The following is a 19,293-nucleotide window of genomic DNA, read 5'->3' as shown; positions in this document are numbered from 1 at the left end:
TTATTTACTCCCCGTATTTTCAAGCGAGGCAAGCCGCACTGTTCGTCCGGACATGCCCCGCGCTTTTGGTTCCGGCTCTAGCCGATGTTCACAGCCTTGCCGGTCGCGACGGATTCCTCGATGGCTGCCAGGGTCTTGGTGTTCGCCAGGCCGTCCTGTGCATCTGCCAGTAGCGGAGCGTCGCGCACGACGCTATCGACAAAGCGAGCGATGGATTCCAGGACAAAGCCGCCGATGCGCGTCGCGCCGGTTGGTGTTATGCCGATATAGTCATTGTATTTTAATCCGCCGTCGACGATCTTTCGCAGGCCGCCATTGTGGGTGGGGTCCGCCTGGACCTGGCCCTTTTCGCCGACAAACTCGATCTTGAAATCGACAAGCGAAGGATTGTCACGCGACAGGATCCAGCTGTTCTCCACGGTCACCACCGTGCCCTTGGAAAATTCAAGCACCGAGACATGGAAATCCTTTGTATCCACGCCGCCGGCCGACAGGGTCCCCGAGCGGGCGACGGCATAAACCCGTACGACCTCGTCCGCCAGGATGAAGCGCAGGACATCCACCAGATGACTGCCCAGGAACCAGAGTGCAGAAGACTTCGCGGCCCAGCTCAGCATTTCGAACGGAACGAATGTCGTATTCGAGAGACGCGCAGTGCCGTGCTTTGCCAAGCCGATCTGACCGCCTTGAATCATGTCACGAACCTGGGCGAGGATTGGATTCACACGATTATGGAAATCGATCATCAGCTTGCCCTTGGACTTTGCGGCGGCCGCAGCAATTTCCTCGGCTTCGCGCACTGTCGTCGCAAGCGGTTTTTCGCTCAATACGTGTTTGTCGGCTTTCAGAGCGGCCAGAATGATCGGCGTGTGGGTAAAGTCAGGTGTCGCAACCGAGATGGCATCGATCTGATCGCTTGAGATCAGCTTCTGATAGTCGGTAAAGGCCTGCGTTGCGCGGTAGGTTTCCTTCATCTTCAGCGCCCTGCCCTCATCGAGGTCACAGACGCCGACCAGCTCGGTCTCCGGCAAGACATTAAAGGTATGGGCATGATTGCCGCCCCAAAGACCGGCGCCGATGACGCCCATTCGCAGTTTGTTCATTGCATTACTCCATTCATAAGGGAAAGCTCAGCCCTTCACCGAACCGAAGGTGAGGCCTCGAACGACGTATCGATCGAAAACAAGGAAGATGATCATCGGCGGTATCATCGCGAGCACTGCGGCGGCGGCGATGTAGTTCCACGTCACGCCGCTTGTCGCGAAATATCCAAGTGTTCCGATCGGGAGGGTGGCGGTGGAGCGCGAACTCAGCACCAGCGGGAAAGCCGCGTTGTTCCATGCGAACACGAAGGCAAACATCGAGGTTACGATGATGCCGGGACGCACGATCGGTAGCGTGATGCGCAACATAATCGTGTACCAACGGGCGCCGTCGACGCGAGCGGCCTCCTCCAGTTCCACCGGCACCTCGTCGATGAAACTCTTCATCAACCAGACGGAAAACGGGATCGTCAGCGTCTGCAGGACGAGGACCATCGAGAAGTAGGAACCCTGGAGACCGATGCGCGTGATGAGGATGAAATAAGGGATCAGGAACGCGACTGGCGGGGCCATCAGCAAGCCGAGGTACCACAACATGATGTTTTTCTTGCCGCGCAGCTTGAAGCGGGACAACGCGTAGGCAGCAGGAACGGAAAAGGGCAGATTGAGTAACACGGCGCCGATTGCGACGATCAGGCTGTTGACCAGTTGCGGTGCGTTGGTGCCGGGATCGACGAGGATGTGCCGGAATGCGTCGAGATTGGGCTCGAAGGTAATTTGCGGCGGCATGGTGAAGGCCGTTTCGGCCGGGCGAACGGCAAGAGCGATAAACCATAGGATCGGCCCAACGAAGATTGCCAGGAAGAGGAGGCCGGCGGCGTAGGTGAGTGCCGTGTTGAAGCTTGTGCGACGACGGGACATTTTACCACTCCTCGTTTCTGAACGCGAAGAAGACGTAGAGGGCAACGATGACATTGACGATCAGCACTGTGATCCAGGTCATTGCGCTGACAATGCCAATGTTGAAGTTGACGAGGCCCTGCTCGTAGAGCGAGTATCCAAGCGTGCGCGTCGAGGTGCCCGGTCCGCCGCGGGTGAGCACAAGCACCGTGTCGAAGGTGTTGAAGATCTGCATGAAGCGAAGCATGACGATTATGATCGCGGTGCGCTTGATCAGCGGCAGCTTGATACGCATCAGGATCGTCCAGGCGGAAGCCCGATCCAGTCGCGCGGCTTCCAAGATTTCGTCAGGAACGGCTAAGAGGCTTGCGTAGAGCACGATTGCAAAGAACGGCGTCCATTGCCAAATGTCGACGAAGAGGATTGCCGCAAGTGCGGTCGAAGGCGAGCCAAGAATTCCCTCTGCCGGCACAGGTAGCCAAAGCGACTGCAACACCCAGCTCAACAATCCACCGCCTGGATCATAGAGATAGCGGAACAAAAATCCGACGACGATAGGGGCAATCGTGGTTGGGAGGATCAGCAGGGCACGCACGACGTTCATGCCAGGCAGTGCCTTGAGCAGGATGAGGGCGATCGCCAGGCCAAACGTGAACTCAAGTGTCGTGCCAAGGATTGACAGGATCAAGGTGTTGGTCAGTGCGGCGCGAAAGTCAAAGGCGTTAAAGGCCTGCACATAATTCTCGAAGCCAACGAACTGAAGCGGCTCCGGGCCGATTTGCAGGTTCCAGAAGTAGAAGCTCGATCGTAGGGCAAACAGTAAGGGGTAGGCGATCAGAGCGAGCAGCATCACGACCGAAGGCGCGATCAGCAAGTATGGCAGGTTTCGTCGGATAAAGCTCTTCCGGGCGGGCCTGAAGGCTCGCGGAGAGCGAACAGTTGTCGTGTGCATTGCCAGATCCAGTTCTTCTTCAAGTAGCTGCCGGCGCGATCGCTGTCGCGCCGGCCCGAGGAGAACTCTATTACCTCTTGGCGATCAGGGCTTTGGCCCCGTCAAGAGTGTCTGCGTAGCTGGCTTTTTGATAAGGGATCATGAGATTACCCTTCAGGATGCTCTCGAACAGGCTGTTGGCACGTTCGAGGCCGGTCTTCGGCTCTTCGCTACCGGTCAGAAGCTGGTTCAATGTGAGGCCCAGCACGCTTTCAATGGCCGTGTAACCAGGTACAGGCGGGCGAGTGACCTTGCCGTTGCCCTGCTTCATCATCGCATACTGCACATCGAGGTAAGGATAGAGCGCTTTGACTTCCTCGTCTTCGTAGAGTGAAACGCGCGCAAAGTCGGAGAATTGGTAGTTAAGGTCCGGCCAAAGAGCCATTTTCTTCTGCGTGGTTTTCGAGGTCGCCCATTTGATGAAGGCGTAGCCTGCTTCTTGCCTTTCGGAACTGGATGGGATGCCAAGGCTCCATCCGCCGAGACTGACCGTCTGAGGCACGCCCTCAGCCTTGGGCAAGGCCGCCGTCGCGTACTTGTCCATCACGTCCGACTTCTTGCCGGTCATGTAGCCCGAGTTTTTGATCAGGTAGAAGTACGGCGTCCACCAGTAGAACATCCCGATGTCACCTTTGGCAAAACGGGTGCCGGCGTCGAACCAGACATAGTTGATCGCTTCAGGCGGAGACAGCTTGTAGAGCTGCCTATAGACTTCAACAGACTTGACCCAGGCGGGGCTTGTCAGCTGCGGAGAGAAATCCCACGGGTCGGCAGGGAATGATTTGAACCAGTTGGCACCGTGGCTTGCCGACACCTGCGTAAACATGTGGACGATCGGCGACGGTTGGGAGCCGCAGACCACCGTGGGAAACAACGGTTTGCCGCCAAATGACTTGCCTTCCATCGACTTCAGTGTGTCGACATATTTGGTCCAGGTCCAGTCTTCCGAGGTCTTGGTCGGCGGCGCTTCAATGGCGAGTTCGTCAAACACGTCCTTGCGGTACATAACCCCTTGGGCATAGGCGGCGACCGGCAATGTCCCGATCTGGCCGCGCCACATGTTCGAGGAGTAAAGGACCTCCGGGATGAAGTCTGAGAGGTCGAATTCGCTGTCCTTGGCAATAAAATCATTCAGCGAGATGATCCAGCCATTGTCGAGGTACTGCCCGAGCCACATCTGATCGACAACGATGACGTCGGCGTCTGAGGTCTTGGCGACAAAGGCAGACACGAGGCGCGATTGAAGGGCGTCATAGGAGAGACTCTCCAGTTCGACCTTGATACCGGTTTCTTTCTCGTATTCCGGCACCAACGCCTTCATTGAGAAGAAGAATGGGTCTTCAACGGAGAGGACGCGAACCGTGTTCGCATCCTGCGCGGCTCCGCGCCGTGGAATGGCCAGTGATCCCGCGCCAGCCACAAGAGCTGCGACGGAAGCGCTTTTCAGCAGGTCACGGCGCGACATATTTCCGATATCGATTGTCATAAGAGCCTCCTCAATTGATTTTGTAATCCAATCGCGGGAGCTCAGCGTAGCCCTTGGGCTTCCGCCATTGATACCGAGATTGTTACCCCTAGTTTGCTTTTGTCAGCAGTTAGTTTGTACTTCGCACAAACTTATGATAGTGTCAAGAAGTCGCCGCAGTGAAATTCCGCTTTACAGCGACGTGCGCACGCCACCCTGCTGGCGTCACTGGAAAGGTCCTATCCTGTCTGGTCGTTCGAGAACGTACAGGCTACAAAGGAATAAGCAGATTGGAGATGTTAAATTGAAGTTTGAGAGCCAGCCGTCCTATTCGTTGGGCCAGCGCACCCCCGCGAGCAGAGAAGCCGCTGCCGGAGAGAGTGGCGGCAACGTGACGCTTGTCTCGCAGGCGGCACTTGGCGCCATAAACCGTGGCCGCGTTCTACAAGCATTGTATGACAACGGGCCAAAAAGCCGGGCAGATCTCGCGCGACTTGCCGGCGTAAACCGCACGACGATAACTGGAATTGTGCAGCCAATGATCGAGGATCAGCTCCTCGTCGAAGGAGACGCTTCGCCCTCGGACGTCAAAGGCGGCAAGCCCGCTCGCCCGCTTTATTTCAACCACGACGCACCGATGCTTGGCGCTGTCCTCCTACTGCCTGGCACCATACAAGCCTGCCTTGTCGCGCTAACCGGTGAAATCAAGGCGGTCACAAAAGCCGAGTTCGATCCGCTTGGCGACACAGAAGCCTTCATCGCAGTCATGACAAAGACGCTTACAGCTACACTGTCTGAGGCCCAGCAGGCGCCGTTTGGCATTGGCGTGGCCTCTGCTGGAATGATCGACAGCGACAATGGGACCATTCTTACCGTCAACCTTGCTCCCGTCCTGACGGGACTTCCACTTGTAGCGATATTGCAAGAACGCTTCTCTCTTCCGGTTGTCATCGATCATCACCCCCGTGCCTTACTTGTTGGGGACAGATGGTTCGGGCCCGGGCGCGGCCAACAAAATTTTGCGGCAGTCTATACCGGTGAGGTTCTCGGCGGAGCCTTCTTCATCGATGGCAAAGTCTACCGTGGACTTGCCGGATCCGGCGGCGAGCTCGGTCACAGCGTGGTGCAGATCGATGGTGCCCTTTGCAATTGCGGAAAGCATGGCTGCTGGGAGACTGTCGCTGCCCTTCCCTGGCTGCGAAAAGAGGCCGCCCGAATGGGCTTGCCACATCCCAAAAGCATCACCTGTGCTCGGCTTGTCAAGGAAGCAGACGAGGGTTCAAACGCGGCAGATGAGTTGCTCGACCGCTACACGCGCAATGTCGCTTTCGGCATCGTCAATCTGCAGCAAACACTGTCCCTTAACTCCTACGTCCTTCATGGAGACGTCGCCGGAGGCGGCGTGAGGGCTGCAGAGCTGATCCGGCAACATGTCGAGCAGCTTGTGGTGAAGAGACCCGGTCAGGAGATATCGATCACGGTGAATGGTATCGGCGAAGGCCATACGGCTCTGCGCGGCGCGGCGGGCCTGGTTCTATCGAGCCACCTCAAGCTGGTCATTTGAGACGTCACAACGGCGCCGAACCGTAACGAGGCGACGTTGCCGGCCTGCAAGGGGTCAGTTCGCGCCTGGACCGCTGCGTAGACCCCATTCAGAGACGCGGGCACGCAATCAAATTTCTACGGTCGGGACCTAGGCTTGCGACCGTTAAGGTAAGGGCTGCCATCGTCTGCAACGGCAGCGGAAAAGAGAGAAGCAAAGAACGGAATGCAGGCAGCCCCGATCGCACCGGCGCGGGGGCCAAGCCGGGATGCCTCGACTGGGGCAGCCTGCAAACCGCGCGACGGGCCCAGGATTGGCTGGCTGGAAATTGCGCTCATCAGTTTGTCTGTCACCAATTCTGGCAGCCGTCCCCCAAGGACAATCAGGGCCGGGTCGAACATCGCCGTTGCAACACGTACCGTCTCGCTGAGTTGCTTGCCGGCGCGTTCAATCCAGCTTTCCAGTGCCGCTTTGGCCCTGTCTGGCAAACGCTCAAGATCGGGGAAGTCGTGGATGACGAAGCCGGCATCATTGAGGGTGGCAAAGAGGTCTTGGCCGGATGGGCGAGGCAGGTCGTACGGGTAGAGAACTCCGGGCAGGCAGGCGTTTCCATTGACACCGCGGTACGGCCGTCCGTCGATAACTGCCCCTCCCCCGACGCCGTGGCCTATGTGAATGAAGAACATTGGATCCGGCTGCAGTGGGCGTCCGCCGAACACGTACTCTCCGAGCGCTGCAGCTGTTCCATCGTTTTCGATGTAGTAGGGCGCCTCGAACGTCGCTTTGAAGGCATTGTCCGCCCCGCCATCATCGAAAGCCGGGAAGAAGCTGTGGGCCTTGAGGATGCTCGACATTGTGCCGAAATTGCCGGGTACCGAGCAGCCGATCCCGAGAAGCCTATCCTTAGGTGCTCCAAGGTCGGCCAGCATCGCCGTGATTGCCGCCTGCGCCGCCTTTGCCACAGACAGAGCAGTGCTGGTCTCGATGCCGACTGATCTGGAGGCAAGAATCTCGCCCGCCAGATCGACAATTGCGACCTCCATGCGGGTGACGGAGAATGTTATCCCGGCCGAAAGATACCGGTCAGCTCGCAAACTGAGCAAGCGCCGAGGTTGGCCTTGGGCGCCGGTCCGCTCGGCCACCTCGATCAGAAGCTCCATTTCAATCAGACGGCCTATCAGCCGCGTAACCGAAGCGCCCGTCATGCCGGAACGTTCGGCAAGGTCGACCCGCGCAATCTTTTTACACACAAAAATCAACTCGACCAGTCGTCGTTCGTTCCGTGAAAGGTCCATCGTTCCAGGCATGCCCCAAATTGTTTGTTGTTTGGAGCTATCTCAAACCAAATTAAATTACGCAATGTAATTAAAACGTCATGTTGCTCCCGTACCAAGGAGCTCGATTGTAATTAACGGCGAAACTAACGGGAGAACGCCCATGCATCAGATCAAACGTTTATTGACCCGCACGATAGTGTTTGTTGCGATCGCCTTTCCGGCCCTGGCCGACAGCCTTGTCGTTTATTCACCTCAAGGGGAGGATAACGTCCATTGGATCGCCGAGCAGGCTAAAGCCGCCGGTCATGACGTGCAGTTCCTGCGCGCGCCCGGAGGAGAACTCTTTGATCGGCTGGTTGCCGAGAAGAACAACCCCCAGGCCGATGTCGTCCTCGGCATGGTTGACACGTCCATGGCTCTGCTGAAAAAGGACGGCCTGTTCCAGCCGTACACCCCGGTCTGGGCGGCGGACCTCCCCGCCCAATACAAGGACAAGGAAGGCATTGTCCACAAATTCTGGAGCACAACGATCGTCATCGCCTATGATGCCTACAAGCTAGCCGCTGAGCAGGCGCCGAAAAGCTGGCTGGACCTGACAAAAGGCGAGTTCAAGGGCAAATACGTCATCGGAAACACCGCCTGGCAGACAACACGGGTCTACCTGGCCGGCATCCTGGCCCGGTTCCTCGACGACAGGGGCGAAGTCACTCAAGCCGGATGGGATTTTCTTGGCGCATTTTATGCGAACGCGATCGTTGTCGATGATGCAGATGCGCGGAAGGAGGCCTATAAATCGGGCGGCGCAATCATCAGTCTGAACTGGTTCGGTGGCGTCATCAAGGATTCCAAGGAGCTCGGCACGCACGTCAAGGTCATTGACACGGAAGGCGGCACGCCGGTCATCTCCGAAGGCGTTGCGATCATGGCGGGAACCGATCAGTTGGAGCAGGCGAAGGCATTTGTCGACTGGTTCGGCTCGGCCGATGTCATGGCCGCCTATGCCCAGAAGTTCGGGCAGGTGCCGGTGCTGCCAGCGGCGCTGGCGAAATCACCACCCGAAGTGCAAGCGAATGCGGAATTGGTCAAGGCGCAGCCGATCGACTGGGATGCGATCGCGCCCAAGCTAGACGGCTGGTTGCAGAGGGTCGAACTCGAGATCCGGTAGGGGTCTTGGATCGGGCAGTGCAGATCGCCAAGGCTTCAAAGGAGCATGATCATGGCAACTCCGACCCTCCTCATCGACAAACTCCATATTGGCTATGGTGACAAGGTCGTCATTCGCGACATGTCGCTCGACATTCACGAAGGCGAGTTTGTTGCTCTTCTCGGGCCTTCCGGCAGCGGCAAATCCAGCGTTCTGAGGGCCCTCGCGGGCTTTCATTCGGTCATGAGCGGCCGCATCGTTCTTGAAGGAAAGGATATCACCAACGAGCCTCCGGAGCGCCGCAATGTCGGCATGGTGTTCCAGAACTACGCGTTATTTCCAACGATGACGGCATTCGAAAACATCGCCTTTGCTTTGCGTGTCGCGAAGATGCCGCAGAGCGAAATTGTCAGGCGCGTCGCGCAGATCGCTGAAACGTCCGGGATCACGGAGCAGCTGCACAAGAAGCCGGCGACCATGTCAGGCGGGCAACAACAGCGGGTAGCGATTGCGCGCGCACTCGTCGCGGGCTCCAAGGTGCTTTTGTTCGACGAACCATTGTCCAATCTCGACGCCAAGGTGCGAGTGACGATGCGCCGCGAGATCAAGCGGCTCCAGCAGGATTTTGGATTCACGGCAGTCTTTGTCACGCATGATCAGGAAGATGCACTGACCATGTCGGACACGATCGTCGTGCTGGCGAACGGTGGCGTTGAACAGATCGGTACTGGGCGTACTCTTTACCGGGAGCCTGCGACGCCGTTTATCTGCGAATTCATCGGCACATCCAACGAACTGCCCGCACCGCTTGGTGCCCAGATCCTGGGCCGCGACGTTCGGGGGCGCGTCTTTGTCCGCTACGAAGATGTTCTCGTTGGGAAAGCGGTCCAAGCCGGGTTGCCGGCGACCGTCCGCCATGTGGAATTCCTTGGCGCCCACAGCCGCGTCGACCTGGATGCCGGCGGGCACCTTGTCTCGGCGGCCAGCATGGGCCACGAGTTGCCCGAAATCGGTGAGACGGTGTCCTGGACCATCCGGCCGGGCTCTGCCCATATCTTCGGGGAAGTAAACCGATGAACCGCGCCGCTGTCGTGGAGCGTGTAGCCTATTGGATCGGGTTGGCAGCTCTGATCTGGATTGTCGTCACGTTCCTGATCCTGCCGCTTCTCGCGTCGCTTCAGGCTGCATTTTTCAAGGACGGCAGCTTAGTGGTCGGACAGATCGTAAGCGAACTTTCAAGATCACGAAGAGTGCGCGCTGCCCTTTGGAACACCGTTTGGATGACGTCAGCGACAATGGTCACGGTGACCGTTGTCGGGCTTTTCCAGGTGGTCGTCCTTGAATATTTTCACGTGCGCGGTCGCACACTCTTGAAAATCGCCTATGCAACACCGCTGGTCTTCGGCGGCGTCGTTGCGGCGGCGGGCTACAACTTCACCTATGGTCCCGGCGGTGCGGTGACACATCTGGTGAAGGCGATCTTTCCCAGCCTACCGCAAGACTGGTTCATCGGCTGGTTTGGCGTGCTCTTCACACATACCTTTCTGATGACCACCTTTTACTATCTTTTTTTGCGTGCTGGGATGCGCCGCGTCGACTATGCAACCATTGAAGCCGCGCGCAGTATGGGTGCCTCGGAATATACGATTCTGCGGCGTGTGGTACTGCCCGCAATCCTGCCGACGCTGCTCGCTGTAACCCTCCTCACCCTCTACACCGCGATCAGCTCTTTCGCCGCCCCACAGGTGCTGGGCGGTCGCGATTTCCACATGCTGAGCCAGATGGTGCTGACGCTGAACAGCCTGGGTCGCCCCGACATGGCAGCTTTGCTGGCGCTCATGATGGGGCTGTGTCTTATGGGGCTTATCCTGCTGTCTCAATATTACGAATCGCGCGGCTCCGATGTCGGCGGAGCGAAAGCGACCGCGCCCATTCAACTGCGTAAAATACGCAGCCCGATCGGCAACGCAGTGCTACACTTTTTCGGCTATCTTCTTGTGGCTATCTACGTGGTGCCCATCGCTCTTGTCGTGCTCTTCTCCTTCGCCCCGGCCGCGAGTATCGGCATCGAAGTGATCCCGTCCAGCCTGACACTGAAGAACTATGCGCGTGTGTTTACCGAGGGCTCTGCCTTTCTTCCATTCTTCAACTCAATAGTGATGAGCCTTATCGCGGTATCGGCGGCGCTCGGCGTCACACTGTTTGCCGTGCCGGTTATCCTGGGTCGGCGCAGTTGGTTGACGCGCCTTCTGGACATCACTTTCTTCCTGCCATGGGTCGTTCCCAGCATTCTGCTTGCAGTCGGGCTGATCGTCACCTTCGACACCCCAAACCCGCTCGTCGGAAACGCAGTCCTCCTCGGCGGCTACTGGCTACTGCCGATTGGCTACGCCATCGTCGCCTTGCCGCTTATGGTGAGGTTCCTGCGGGCGGCCTTCATGGGGATCGATCCGGCCTATGACGAGGCGGCCCGCACGATGGGCGCCACGGGTCTCTACCGCTATCGCCGCATCATCCTGCCGATAGTGGCGCCGACAGCGATCCTCGTCGCCGGGATGGCATTCAACGATCTCCTATCGGAATACCCCTTGTCGGCGTTCCTGTACAACGTCAACAACAAGCCGCTGCCGATCGCAATCGTCGACAGCTCGCTGTCTGTCGATCCTGAGCAGGCCGCGCTTAGCCTCGTCTACGTCACTCTAATAATGGCGTTTTCACTGGCGATCATTCTGCTGGCCGAGCGCATCGGCCTCGGCAAAGGTCCGGAAACCACAACACTTTAAAAAAGGAGACTGAACCATTGGATACCTGCATCACCATCTGGCATTGGCCGCACCAGGAGCGTTGGTACGACGAAGGCATTCGCAACTCGCTCACCCTGATCAAGGAAGCTGGCTTCACACACATCAACTGGAATCCCGACTCCGGCAGTTCGTACTGGCTGGCCGACGCCGAGATCGAGTTTACAAGTAAGATCGTGGCCGATGCCGGGCTGAAGGTGCACTCGGTTCATGCCAGCAATGGCCGTAATCCGATCACCGAGATCGGCCACAAAAACCCTAGCCCTTTCGCGATGGAGATGCGCAAAGACTTGCTGTCGCCGCATGAATGGCAGCGCCGCAGTGGCGTAGAGCTGTTGCGTAACCGTATCGACCTGGCAGCCGCGTTCCAATCCCCCAACGTGGTTCTGCACATCGATATCACCGACAACGTGTTCCGCAGCGAAGCCGCCGAACGAGAGTTCTTCGATCCCTTGTTCCAGTCTCTCGACGAGATCAGGCCTTACTGCGTCGAAAAGGGCGTGCAGATTGCCGCGGAAACTCTCCTTTGCGCCAACGCCCAGAATTTCCTCAACCTCTATGATCGCCTGTTCGCTCGATACGGCAAGGAGTTCATCGGCGTCTGTTTCGATTGTGGCCACTGGGAACTGATCGAGCCAGGCAAGCTCAGCGTTTTGGAGCATTTCGGGGATCGTCTCATCGCTACCCATATTCATGACAATTTCGGAGCAATGGACAACCATCTTTTGCCATTCGACGGCCGGTTGGATTGGCACACCATCATCTCGGCGATCGCAGCAACTCCTTACCAGACGCCGCTCAACTTCGAGACACCAATGGATCGGTATGGGATTCCAGAATCCGCATACTATCGCCGCGCGCACAGCGTTGCCGTCAAGCTTGAGGAGATGGTCGCCGAGGCGCGTGCGAGGAAAAGCGCATGACGCCGGATGCGCTTACCGCTCGTCTCGCAACTCTCCACGAGGTCGTGTCAAAGGTAGCAGCGTTCACGCTTGAACGGTTCCACGGTCGGGAAGGATGGACAGTCGAGACAAAAGGACCCGCCGACTACGTCAGTGCCGTCGATCGCGACGCCGAGACCCTCGCTCGGCGACTCCTTGCAGACGACGTCCCAGGCTACCTTGTCGTTGGCGAGGAACACGGCGGTGATGCGGCAGGCGACTACTGGCTTATAGACCCAGTGGACGGTACCGCCAACTTTATCAGCGGGATACCGGTTTGGTCAGTCTCGATCGCCTACGTCTTGGCGGGCAAGCCTGTGCTCGGCGCAGTCGCTCTGCCTGCGCTTGGAACCATCTTGTGGGCCGCATCGGACGGCGCTCTTAACGTCGATGGGCCTTTGCAGACGATAGAGGCGAACGTGTCCGCAGCCTTTGGGACTGGCCGAAACCGGGTATGGCCGACGGAGCGTAGAGTAGAGGTAGAAGCTGAAATCGAGGCTGCCGGGTACCATGTCGTCAGGCTCGGTAGCTGCGCAGCTGCCCTGGCCCTTGTCGCGACGGGTCGGCTCGCCGGATATATTGAATACGGGACCAACCTCTGGGATTGTGCGGCCGGACATGTCCTTTGCCTTGCAGCAAAGAAGCCCTCCCTTATTGTTCCTGACCAAATAAATCAAAAGGTCTCGATTATCGCAGGCGCGGAGTTGCAACCCCGATAACGAATGAAAAATCCCATGACCAGACGGAGCAAAAGGTTAGCCCTGCGGAACGACTTCAAAACTTGTGCTCCTCAGCCGGGCGCGAACGGAAGGAAGCCGACAAAACCGCTGATCTTCCAGGCGCCTTCTTCTTTCGTGCAAAAGAACACCGACTGCCAGTTCAATGCCTGAAAGCCGCCATCCTCGAGGGAAATTTTGTCATTGAATGTCTTTCTCGCGGTAGCCGTTTGCCCTTCCACGCGGATGTCGAGCATATTTGCGCATCTCTGCGGTCTTCGGCGTATCGGGTCGAAGCTGAGCGCTGGGCATCGGCGAGCCAGGCGTCACGGTAGGCTTCGACTGTTGGAAACCGAACCTCCCAGCCCGCGGGATCGAGGGAGCCCCTCGCATCCAGTCCGCAAAAGCCGTCAAACTTGAAAGATGGGGCAAAGACCGCCCAATCCTGGGCGACAAAGCCGTCAACGTCTTTGCGCACGAGCATCTCCCAGATGGCATGGCGATCCGCGTCAGCGTCGAATGGATTGACATCACAGGGCATTCGGCAAGTTCCTTGAGCTTGGGTACCTCATCATTCTTACCCGGTTTCCATTTGACAATCCGGTATGTTTGTGCGACGCACGCACTTATTTCTCCGAAGCAGCTTGGACGCATTGGCATTGCGTGCACCATCCCCTCTAAGGAACGGGCGTATGACAGTCTATCTGATTGGAATCGATGGCGGCGGCACGAGCTGCCGTGCCGCTGTGGCCGGTCCTGACGGGCGTATCCTTGGGCGGGCACAAGCAGGCCCAGCCAACATTCTTTCCGATCCAAATACGGCACTCGATAACATTGCCGACGCAACCCGTTCGGCTATCAACGCGGCAGGTCTTGATAAGAATTGTATCGCCTCAGCGCGGGCAGTTCTCGGCGTCGCGGGCAACAATGTCGGGGACGCCGTTCACTATGTGAAGAACAGGCTGCCCTTTGCCCAGGCAGAGATCGTCTCAGACGGGTTGATCGCGCTACAGGGTGCGCTGGGCGATAACGACGGCGCCGTCGCCATCCTAGGAACCGGCACGATCTACATCGCACGCCAGCGCGACACAGTAACCTATACCGGCGGATGGGGCTTTACTGTCGGCGACCTTGGCAGCGGCGCTCGTATAGGACATGCGCTTTTACAAGAAGCGCTACTGGCTCATGACGGCATCCATGAGATGTCGGCGGTGAGCGCCTCCGTCCTTGCGGAATTCAGGAACGATCCGAGAAATATCGTCGAGTTCGCGCGACAGGCAAAGCCCGGCACCTTCGGCCGCTATGCGCCACGAGTATTCGAACATGCCAAACAGGGCGATAGCGTTGCCACGCGCCTGCTGAAAGAAGCCGCTGTTTCTGTTGATGAAGCGCTCGATTGCCTCGTCGCACGAGGAACACAGAAGATTTGCCTTCTCGGTGGACTGGGGCCGCTCTATTCGTCCTGGATCGCCCCACGACATCAAAATCTCATGGCCTTAGCTGAGGGCGATGCGCTTACCGGGGCCGTAGCCCTAGCGGTCTCGCGTTTCGGGCGCCTGAAGGCGGTCGGATGAGTGACAGGCTTGCGGCCGTGCTTCCACGATGGAGCATAGACATCGGCGGAGCCGGTCCACTCTACCATAGGCTTCGCTTGGCGATTGAAGAGGCAATCCTCTCGGGTAAACTCAAGCAAGGCGACGTTCTTTATCCCGAGCGGGAGCTGGCCGACCAAGTATGCGTCAGCCGTGTCACAGTCCGCAAAGCAATCGCCCATCTCGTCCGCGACGGGTTTCTGGTCCGTCGGCCTGGCTCGGGAACCTTCGTTGCCGGATCAGCGGTCCGCGCAGATCAGCCTCTGTCACGCGTGAACTCATTGGCAGGTGACGTTTCCTGGCATGGATCGAACGGGGAGGTCGAGTGGATCGAGCGCAGCACGTCTTATCCGTCACCAGAGGAGATGATGACACTCGGCCTGTCCGGCGACAGTCGCGTTGCTAGTCTCACACGCTTGCGGAGTTTGGCGGGCCGGCCGCTTGCTATCGAACGCACATGCATTTCGTCGGAGTTCCTGCCCGACGCGCTTAACGTTATCTCCTCGATCTACAAAACGCTCGCGGACGCAAACTTTAGACCCGTCCGAGCGATCCAGCGCATTTTCGCATGCAACATCAAAGACCCGGACGCCAGCATGCTCGGCGTCACGATTGGAGCGGCCGGTCTCCTGACGAAGCAAGTTGCCTACCTTGCTTCGGGCCGCGCTATTGCATTCACCCGCTCACTTTATCGAGGCGATGCAGACGGCTTCGTCACCGAGCTCACCTTTCTCGATAACTGAACCACTCTTCCCACAAGACAGGATGCTATCATGCAGGCCACCGTGCAGACGAACATGCGCCGAGAGATCGACGAAATTCCAGAAGCTGCTGCCAGATTACTCGATCGCTCAGTCGAAGACTTCGCTACCGCCGGCGCAGCTTTGCGCGCCAAGGATCCTGCATTCGTCGTCACAGTCGCGCGCGGTTCGTCCGACCACGCCGCCTTGTTCCTGAAATATGCGATCGAGCTCACGGCGAAATTGCCCGTGGCTTCGATTGGACCGTCGCTCGCGTCAATCTACGGCACCGAGCTCAAACTTGGTCGCGGCGCAGCCATCGCGATCTCGCAATCTGGAAAAAGCCCCGACATTGTCGCCCTGGCGGAAACAGCCACGCGCGCGGGCGCCACATCGATCGCTCTGACGAACACGCTCCCCTCACCGCTTGCGAACGCCTGCAAACATTCCCTCAACATTCTAGCCGGTCCGGAAAATGCGGTCGCCGCTACCAAGTCTTATGTGAACTCCGTCGTCGCAGGCCTTGCGGTGCTGGCTGAGTGGACCGGGGATTCTGCGCTTAAGCGGGCGGTGGCGGATTTACCGAGGCACTTTGCCGCCGCTGCGAAACTTGATTGGCGGGAATTTGCCGCCGACGCCGATGAAGCCGAATCCATCTACGTGCTGGGTCGCGGCCCGGGGTTGGCGATCGCCAACGAAGCGGCATTGAAGTTCAAGGAAACGACCGGGATTCATGCCGAAGCCTTTTCCGCGGCCGAAGTCCTGCACGGACCGCTCGCAATCGTCGGCACGCGTTTCCCGATACTGGCGCTTGCTGCTCGCGATGCTGCGGAGGGTTCCATAGCAGCCGTGGCTGACGAACTGGTTGCCAAAGGCGCTTTCGTCCACATCACGTCGACACTTGGGACAAAGGCAAAGCCGCTCCCCTTGGTCGAGACCGGCCACGCAATCACCGATGCACTGGTGCTGATTCTGCCATTTTACGTGTTCGTCGAAGCCTGGTCACGTTCGCGAGGTCACAATCCGGATGCACCCGCAAACCTGAAGAAGGTTACGGAAACCCGATGAGTTCAAAACTGAATAAAGAACGCTCGGATCTTCGACAGCATGGAATGGCATGACGATGCCGTCCTCGTTGTCGGGCCAGAATCGATAGACGTTTCGTGGCAGTTCCATAAATCTGCTTATGCGATACGTTATAACATAACAACCTATTCATGGCTCTCCCGCGAGCCGACTGTCGGAACGAACACCGCACCGTCCCCCACCACCACCCCTGTTGATAGGAAAGAGCCGGATCCAAACATTGTTGATTTTCGCACGGAACCGAGCGTCAGTATCGTGTGGAAATCCTCTTCTCGGAAATCTGGATCGCAACAACCGTCATCTTCTGGGTTTGTTCAATGAGCCCTGAGCCTGGCGGAACGACAGAAACCGTTTCAGGCTCAAGCCAGCCAACAAAATGTAAGGCGGCATGCCGAGCGAATAGTGACCACAGTTTAATTCCAAAATGTTTGGCCTAGCTCCGGCGGCCTTCAGCCTCTGCATGAACCCTTGTGATATCTCTGGCAGAACGACCTTGTCCCTCTTAGCCAACACAACGTGAAGTTCGAGATCGGTCCTTGCCAAATTGTGCGCGTAATTCTCTAGGTTAAGCGGACCCCACGCCCTTCTGAGATCGGTCAGCTCAATAACGGGTTCAAGGCTTTCACGTATCGGTCGTGTCGCGCGCCCTGTCCAAACCATATCCGCGAGACTTCCCGCTGTAAGAAACAACGAGGCTTTTGACACAGCCAAGTCGCGCGCAGCGATTAAGCCTGCGACCCAGGAACCTAAGCTCATACCGAGAACAGAAATCTCTCGATAGCCTTCGCTTTTCAACCAACGAATGAGTTTTCGCCCGTCCCATACCGCCTGCCGTACAGACTGGATGGTTCGACCGAGATTAGGGCTAAGCATAAAATCGGCGTACACGGACCCGGAACGGCTGCGCTCGAAATGATAAGGCATAGCGATCTCGACAACCGTGATTCCACGCTGTGAGAAAAAGTTGGCGATCTGACGATTGCGTGCACTTGCATTCCAGTGATTAAAAATCACCAACGCCTGATCGAAGGATCCGCTTTCTGTGATTTTTGCCCAGACTACATTGTTCTCTTCGACGCCAGTGGACATGTCCGACGGAAATTTGATCCACCCGTCTTGCCGTTGAAAATGCTGATCGTCCCCGCTCGGTTCATCGAAAAAGGCTGGATCAGCCGCGGCCTGGTCCGCGAGGACACAAAACTCGCCGATACTTCCTATGTTCTTGGCGCGTGCGAAGGCGAGGTTGGCATCAAGGACGAAATCGCTTATTTCCTTGGATTCCTCACCGCGCCTTGCCCGCCGCTCATCCCAACGATCAAGCCAACTATGATACATTCTGATTGCTTCCCCAGTCGCTCGCCCTCCATCGCCCAAGCTCTGGATCAATGAGGCCGTACATCGCGAGCAGCACTGCAAGGCACAGAAGGATCGAAAAGCCTGTAAATGCGTCGATCAGCAGGTAGCTGGTAAAAAGTAACCCTACTGCCGCTGACATCTTCCACATGGGAAAATGAAATCGGCTTCCGGCACCTAGACGGATAGAACCGTAAAGAAAAACGATAATCGTCGAAATAGCGATAAGAAGGCTGCTGTAGTGGGTCGGCATCCTGTAGCTGAATCCTTTGCCCATGTCTTTGCCCTCATACAAAGCTGACGACATATCGGCAAGCAGCCAAGCCACGATGTTCTTTCCATTCGACGCCAAGTAGGAGCTTTGGGCCTTCATGCATACGGCGATCAGAAGACCTAAAACAGTGCACCGAAAAATTCCGCGCATCACCCGTAAGCCGATTTCATGGACATGGTATTGATAATCAATTCGCGGCCGGCTCCTCAATGCTCCTCCGATTTTCCAAAGGTCATTAATCATCGTATGAAGCAAAATGAGACCTACGAAGAAGAGATAGAAGCACAAGCACATGTAGAGATAAGCGAACGCCGTGAATACAATCTCCATCGGCACCGATATGACTTCGGGCCGCACGAGCGCTAACTTGCCCCAATCTATCGCATAGTTGCCACCGCCTTTTACCAACGGGACCAAGCACACACCGATCCATTGAAACACACCGGCGAACAACACGCAGACGATAAAGACCGCCCAATATGTATACGAAGAAGCATCTACGTTTCGGGCCCAGGCGGCGTCGCTTTCCACACGATTGCCCGCCGCTACAATCCGTAAGCGTCCTTCATTTTTCCAAAACAACAGCAACTCTATGACGAACGCAAAAAACAGTGGCAAGAACACCATAAAGAGGAACGTCCAATTGGGCGCCCAGAGGAAACCTACCTGTTTGACGAGACCATCCGCCCGATTGTAAGTCGCGTTGTGGATCCCCACAATATACGAGAGAAACCCAAGGGCGGTGGCACCCGCAAACACCGACGCTGGTAGATCTAAGGTAGATCCGCGGCTAAATAGCGCCTCCGACCTCCTCGCCAAATTAAAACGTCGGCTCGGCTGATTAGCCTCAGTATCCCTTTCCAGCTTTGCCGGCGACTCCATCTCCTCATCGACGACATTCCGTGCCAGATTTGGAACCTCTGCCGCGGGGCTGCTTCCCGCTTTCTTCAAACCTCGCCTCTTCGCCGTTAAGCGAGATTGCGCCGCACTTAGCTCCATCTGCCATTCGCTTGTTGCTACCGGATCATCACACCCGAAGACCCTTGCCAGCCAACGAATATTGGTGGTGCTGATACCCTTCTCATTTTCTTGAAACCAAAGCTGGACCGTTCGTAGATCGACCCCGGTCCGGTTGGAATCGATGTGTGAAATCGCCTCAGCGAGAAGTTCCGGCGTCCACGGGCCTGCGGGAAAGCCATCACTTCCCAACGGCCGGCCCGCTCCTGCCGCGGCCAATTGTTTGAAGAGTTCTTTGAAATCACTTCCGTCTTTCGGCGGAGGGAGAAATAACTTTCCATTCTTTGGCAATGGCTTACCGGCTCTGGTTTCGTTTCGTTTCGGTAGATTTCGTGCGTTTGTGCCCGATCAACGGGTATCGCAACTACACGCAACTGCATAGCGATTCTACTATCAGGAGCAAAATTTTG

Annotated in this window: 17 protein-coding genes; 9 read left to right on the top strand and 8 right to left on the bottom strand. The window is 57.2% G+C overall.

From position 1 onward, the window contains the following. Window positions 1–77: 77 nt before the first annotated feature. From A7X77_RS10560 to A7X77_RS10545, 4 genes are all read right to left on the bottom strand, one after another. Window positions 78–1,103, bottom strand: a complete 1,026-nt coding sequence (locus A7X77_RS10560; protein ID WP_064682884.1) for a Gfo/Idh/MocA family protein — start codon at window positions 1,101–1,103, stop codon at window positions 78–80. Between the two features lie 27 nt (window positions 1,104–1,130). Further along, window positions 1,131–1,964, bottom strand: coding sequence for a carbohydrate ABC transporter permease (locus tag A7X77_RS10555; RefSeq protein ID WP_064682883.1), 834 nt, complete (start codon window positions 1,962–1,964; stop codon window positions 1,131–1,133). 1 nt (window position 1,965) lies between these two features. Then, entirely contained in the window at window positions 1,966–2,895 is a 930-nt protein-coding gene (locus tag A7X77_RS10550; RefSeq protein WP_064682882.1) for a carbohydrate ABC transporter permease, read from the bottom strand. Between the two features lie 70 nt (window positions 2,896–2,965). Next, entirely contained in the window at window positions 2,966–4,420 is a 1,455-nt protein-coding gene (locus tag A7X77_RS10545) for an ABC transporter substrate-binding protein (RefSeq protein ID WP_064682881.1), read from the bottom strand. Between the two features lie 283 nt (window positions 4,421–4,703). On the opposite strand from A7X77_RS10545, the gene A7X77_RS10540 reads away from it, so the two are divergent. Continuing rightward, on the top strand, window positions 4,704–5,963 hold the full coding sequence (locus A7X77_RS10540) for an ROK family transcriptional regulator (protein WP_025397866.1): 1,260 nt from the start codon (window positions 4,704–4,706) through the stop codon (window positions 5,961–5,963). Between the two features lie 116 nt (window positions 5,964–6,079). Here A7X77_RS10540 and A7X77_RS10535 read toward each other — a convergent pair whose 3' ends face one another. Then, window positions 6,080–7,249: an ROK family transcriptional regulator gene (locus A7X77_RS10535; protein WP_245289873.1), complete on the bottom strand. Its 1,170-nt coding sequence runs from the start codon at window positions 7,247–7,249 to the stop codon at window positions 6,080–6,082. Window positions 7,250–7,379: 130 nt separating this feature from the next. Here A7X77_RS10535 and A7X77_RS10530 point away from each other — a divergent pair, with 130 nt between their 5' ends. Genes A7X77_RS10530 through A7X77_RS10510 form a run of 5 tightly spaced genes read left to right on the top strand, consistent with a single transcriptional unit; the run spans window position 7,380 to window position 12,824 of the window. After that, window positions 7,380–8,384, top strand: a complete 1,005-nt coding sequence (locus A7X77_RS10530; protein WP_064682880.1) for an extracellular solute-binding protein — start codon at window positions 7,380–7,382, stop codon at window positions 8,382–8,384. A 51-nt stretch (window positions 8,385–8,435) separates the two neighbouring features. Next, window positions 8,436–9,440, top strand: a complete 1,005-nt coding sequence (locus A7X77_RS10525; RefSeq protein WP_064682879.1) for an ABC transporter ATP-binding protein — start codon at window positions 8,436–8,438, stop codon at window positions 9,438–9,440. Next, window positions 9,437–11,146, top strand: coding sequence for an ABC transporter permease (locus A7X77_RS10520; RefSeq protein WP_064682878.1), 1,710 nt, complete (start codon window positions 9,437–9,439; stop codon window positions 11,144–11,146). Before A7X77_RS10525 ends, A7X77_RS10520 begins: the two co-directional genes overlap by 4 nt. Before the next feature lie 17 nt (window positions 11,147–11,163). Then, window positions 11,164–12,087 (top strand): sugar phosphate isomerase/epimerase family protein, encoded by a 924-nt coding sequence (locus tag A7X77_RS10515; protein ID WP_025397861.1) that lies wholly within the window; start codon window positions 11,164–11,166, stop codon window positions 12,085–12,087. Continuing rightward, window positions 12,084–12,824: an inositol monophosphatase family protein gene (locus A7X77_RS10510; protein ID WP_064682877.1), complete on the top strand. Its 741-nt coding sequence runs from the start codon at window positions 12,084–12,086 to the stop codon at window positions 12,822–12,824. Before A7X77_RS10515 ends, A7X77_RS10510 begins: the two co-directional genes overlap by 4 nt. A gap of 71 nt (window positions 12,825–12,895) precedes the next feature. On the opposite strand, the gene A7X77_RS33865 is transcribed toward A7X77_RS10510, so the two are convergent. Further along, window positions 12,896–13,078, bottom strand: coding sequence for a nuclear transport factor 2 family protein (locus A7X77_RS33865; RefSeq protein ID WP_245293726.1), 183 nt, complete (start codon window positions 13,076–13,078; stop codon window positions 12,896–12,898). 435 nt (window positions 13,079–13,513) lie between these two features. Between A7X77_RS33865 and A7X77_RS10500 the strand changes: the two genes are divergently transcribed. The 3 genes from A7X77_RS10500 to A7X77_RS10490 are packed head-to-tail and all read left to right on the top strand — an operon-like array spanning window position 13,514 to window position 16,221. Continuing rightward, on the top strand, window positions 13,514–14,395 hold the full coding sequence (locus tag A7X77_RS10500) for an N-acetylglucosamine kinase (protein WP_064682876.1): 882 nt from the start codon (window positions 13,514–13,516) through the stop codon (window positions 14,393–14,395). Then, the gene (locus tag A7X77_RS10495; protein WP_025397857.1) at window positions 14,392–15,156 is read left to right on the top strand and encodes a GntR family transcriptional regulator; all 765 of its coding nucleotides are present in this window, start codon (window positions 14,392–14,394) and stop codon (window positions 15,154–15,156) included. The genes A7X77_RS10500 and A7X77_RS10495 overlap by 4 nt, the downstream gene beginning before the upstream one ends. Before the next feature lie 30 nt (window positions 15,157–15,186). Next, on the top strand, window positions 15,187–16,221 hold the full coding sequence (locus tag A7X77_RS10490; protein ID WP_245293725.1) for an SIS domain-containing protein: 1,035 nt from the start codon (window positions 15,187–15,189) through the stop codon (window positions 16,219–16,221). Between the two features lie 315 nt (window positions 16,222–16,536). On the opposite strand, the gene A7X77_RS10485 is transcribed toward A7X77_RS10490, so the two are convergent. Both A7X77_RS10485 and A7X77_RS10480 read right to left on the bottom strand, forming a co-directional pair. Next, entirely contained in the window at window positions 16,537–17,574 is a 1,038-nt protein-coding gene (locus A7X77_RS10485) for an RcgR family putative quorum lactone hydrolase (protein ID WP_064682875.1), read from the bottom strand. Continuing rightward, window positions 17,564–19,174 carry an RcgA family putative transporter gene (locus tag A7X77_RS10480; protein ID WP_064682874.1) on the bottom strand — a complete coding sequence of 537 codons (1,611 nt, stop codon included), beginning with the start codon at window positions 19,172–19,174 and terminating at the stop codon, window positions 17,564–17,566. The genes A7X77_RS10485 and A7X77_RS10480 overlap by 11 nt, the downstream gene beginning before the upstream one ends. Window positions 19,175–19,293 lie beyond the last annotated feature (119 nt).

Origin of the sequence: Rhizobium bangladeshense (genome assembly GCF_001662075.1) — a bacterium.
Taxonomy (GTDB): Bacteria; Pseudomonadota; Alphaproteobacteria; order Rhizobiales; family Rhizobiaceae; genus Rhizobium; species Rhizobium bangladeshense_B.
This window is presented reverse-complemented; position numbering and strand designations above follow the sequence as displayed.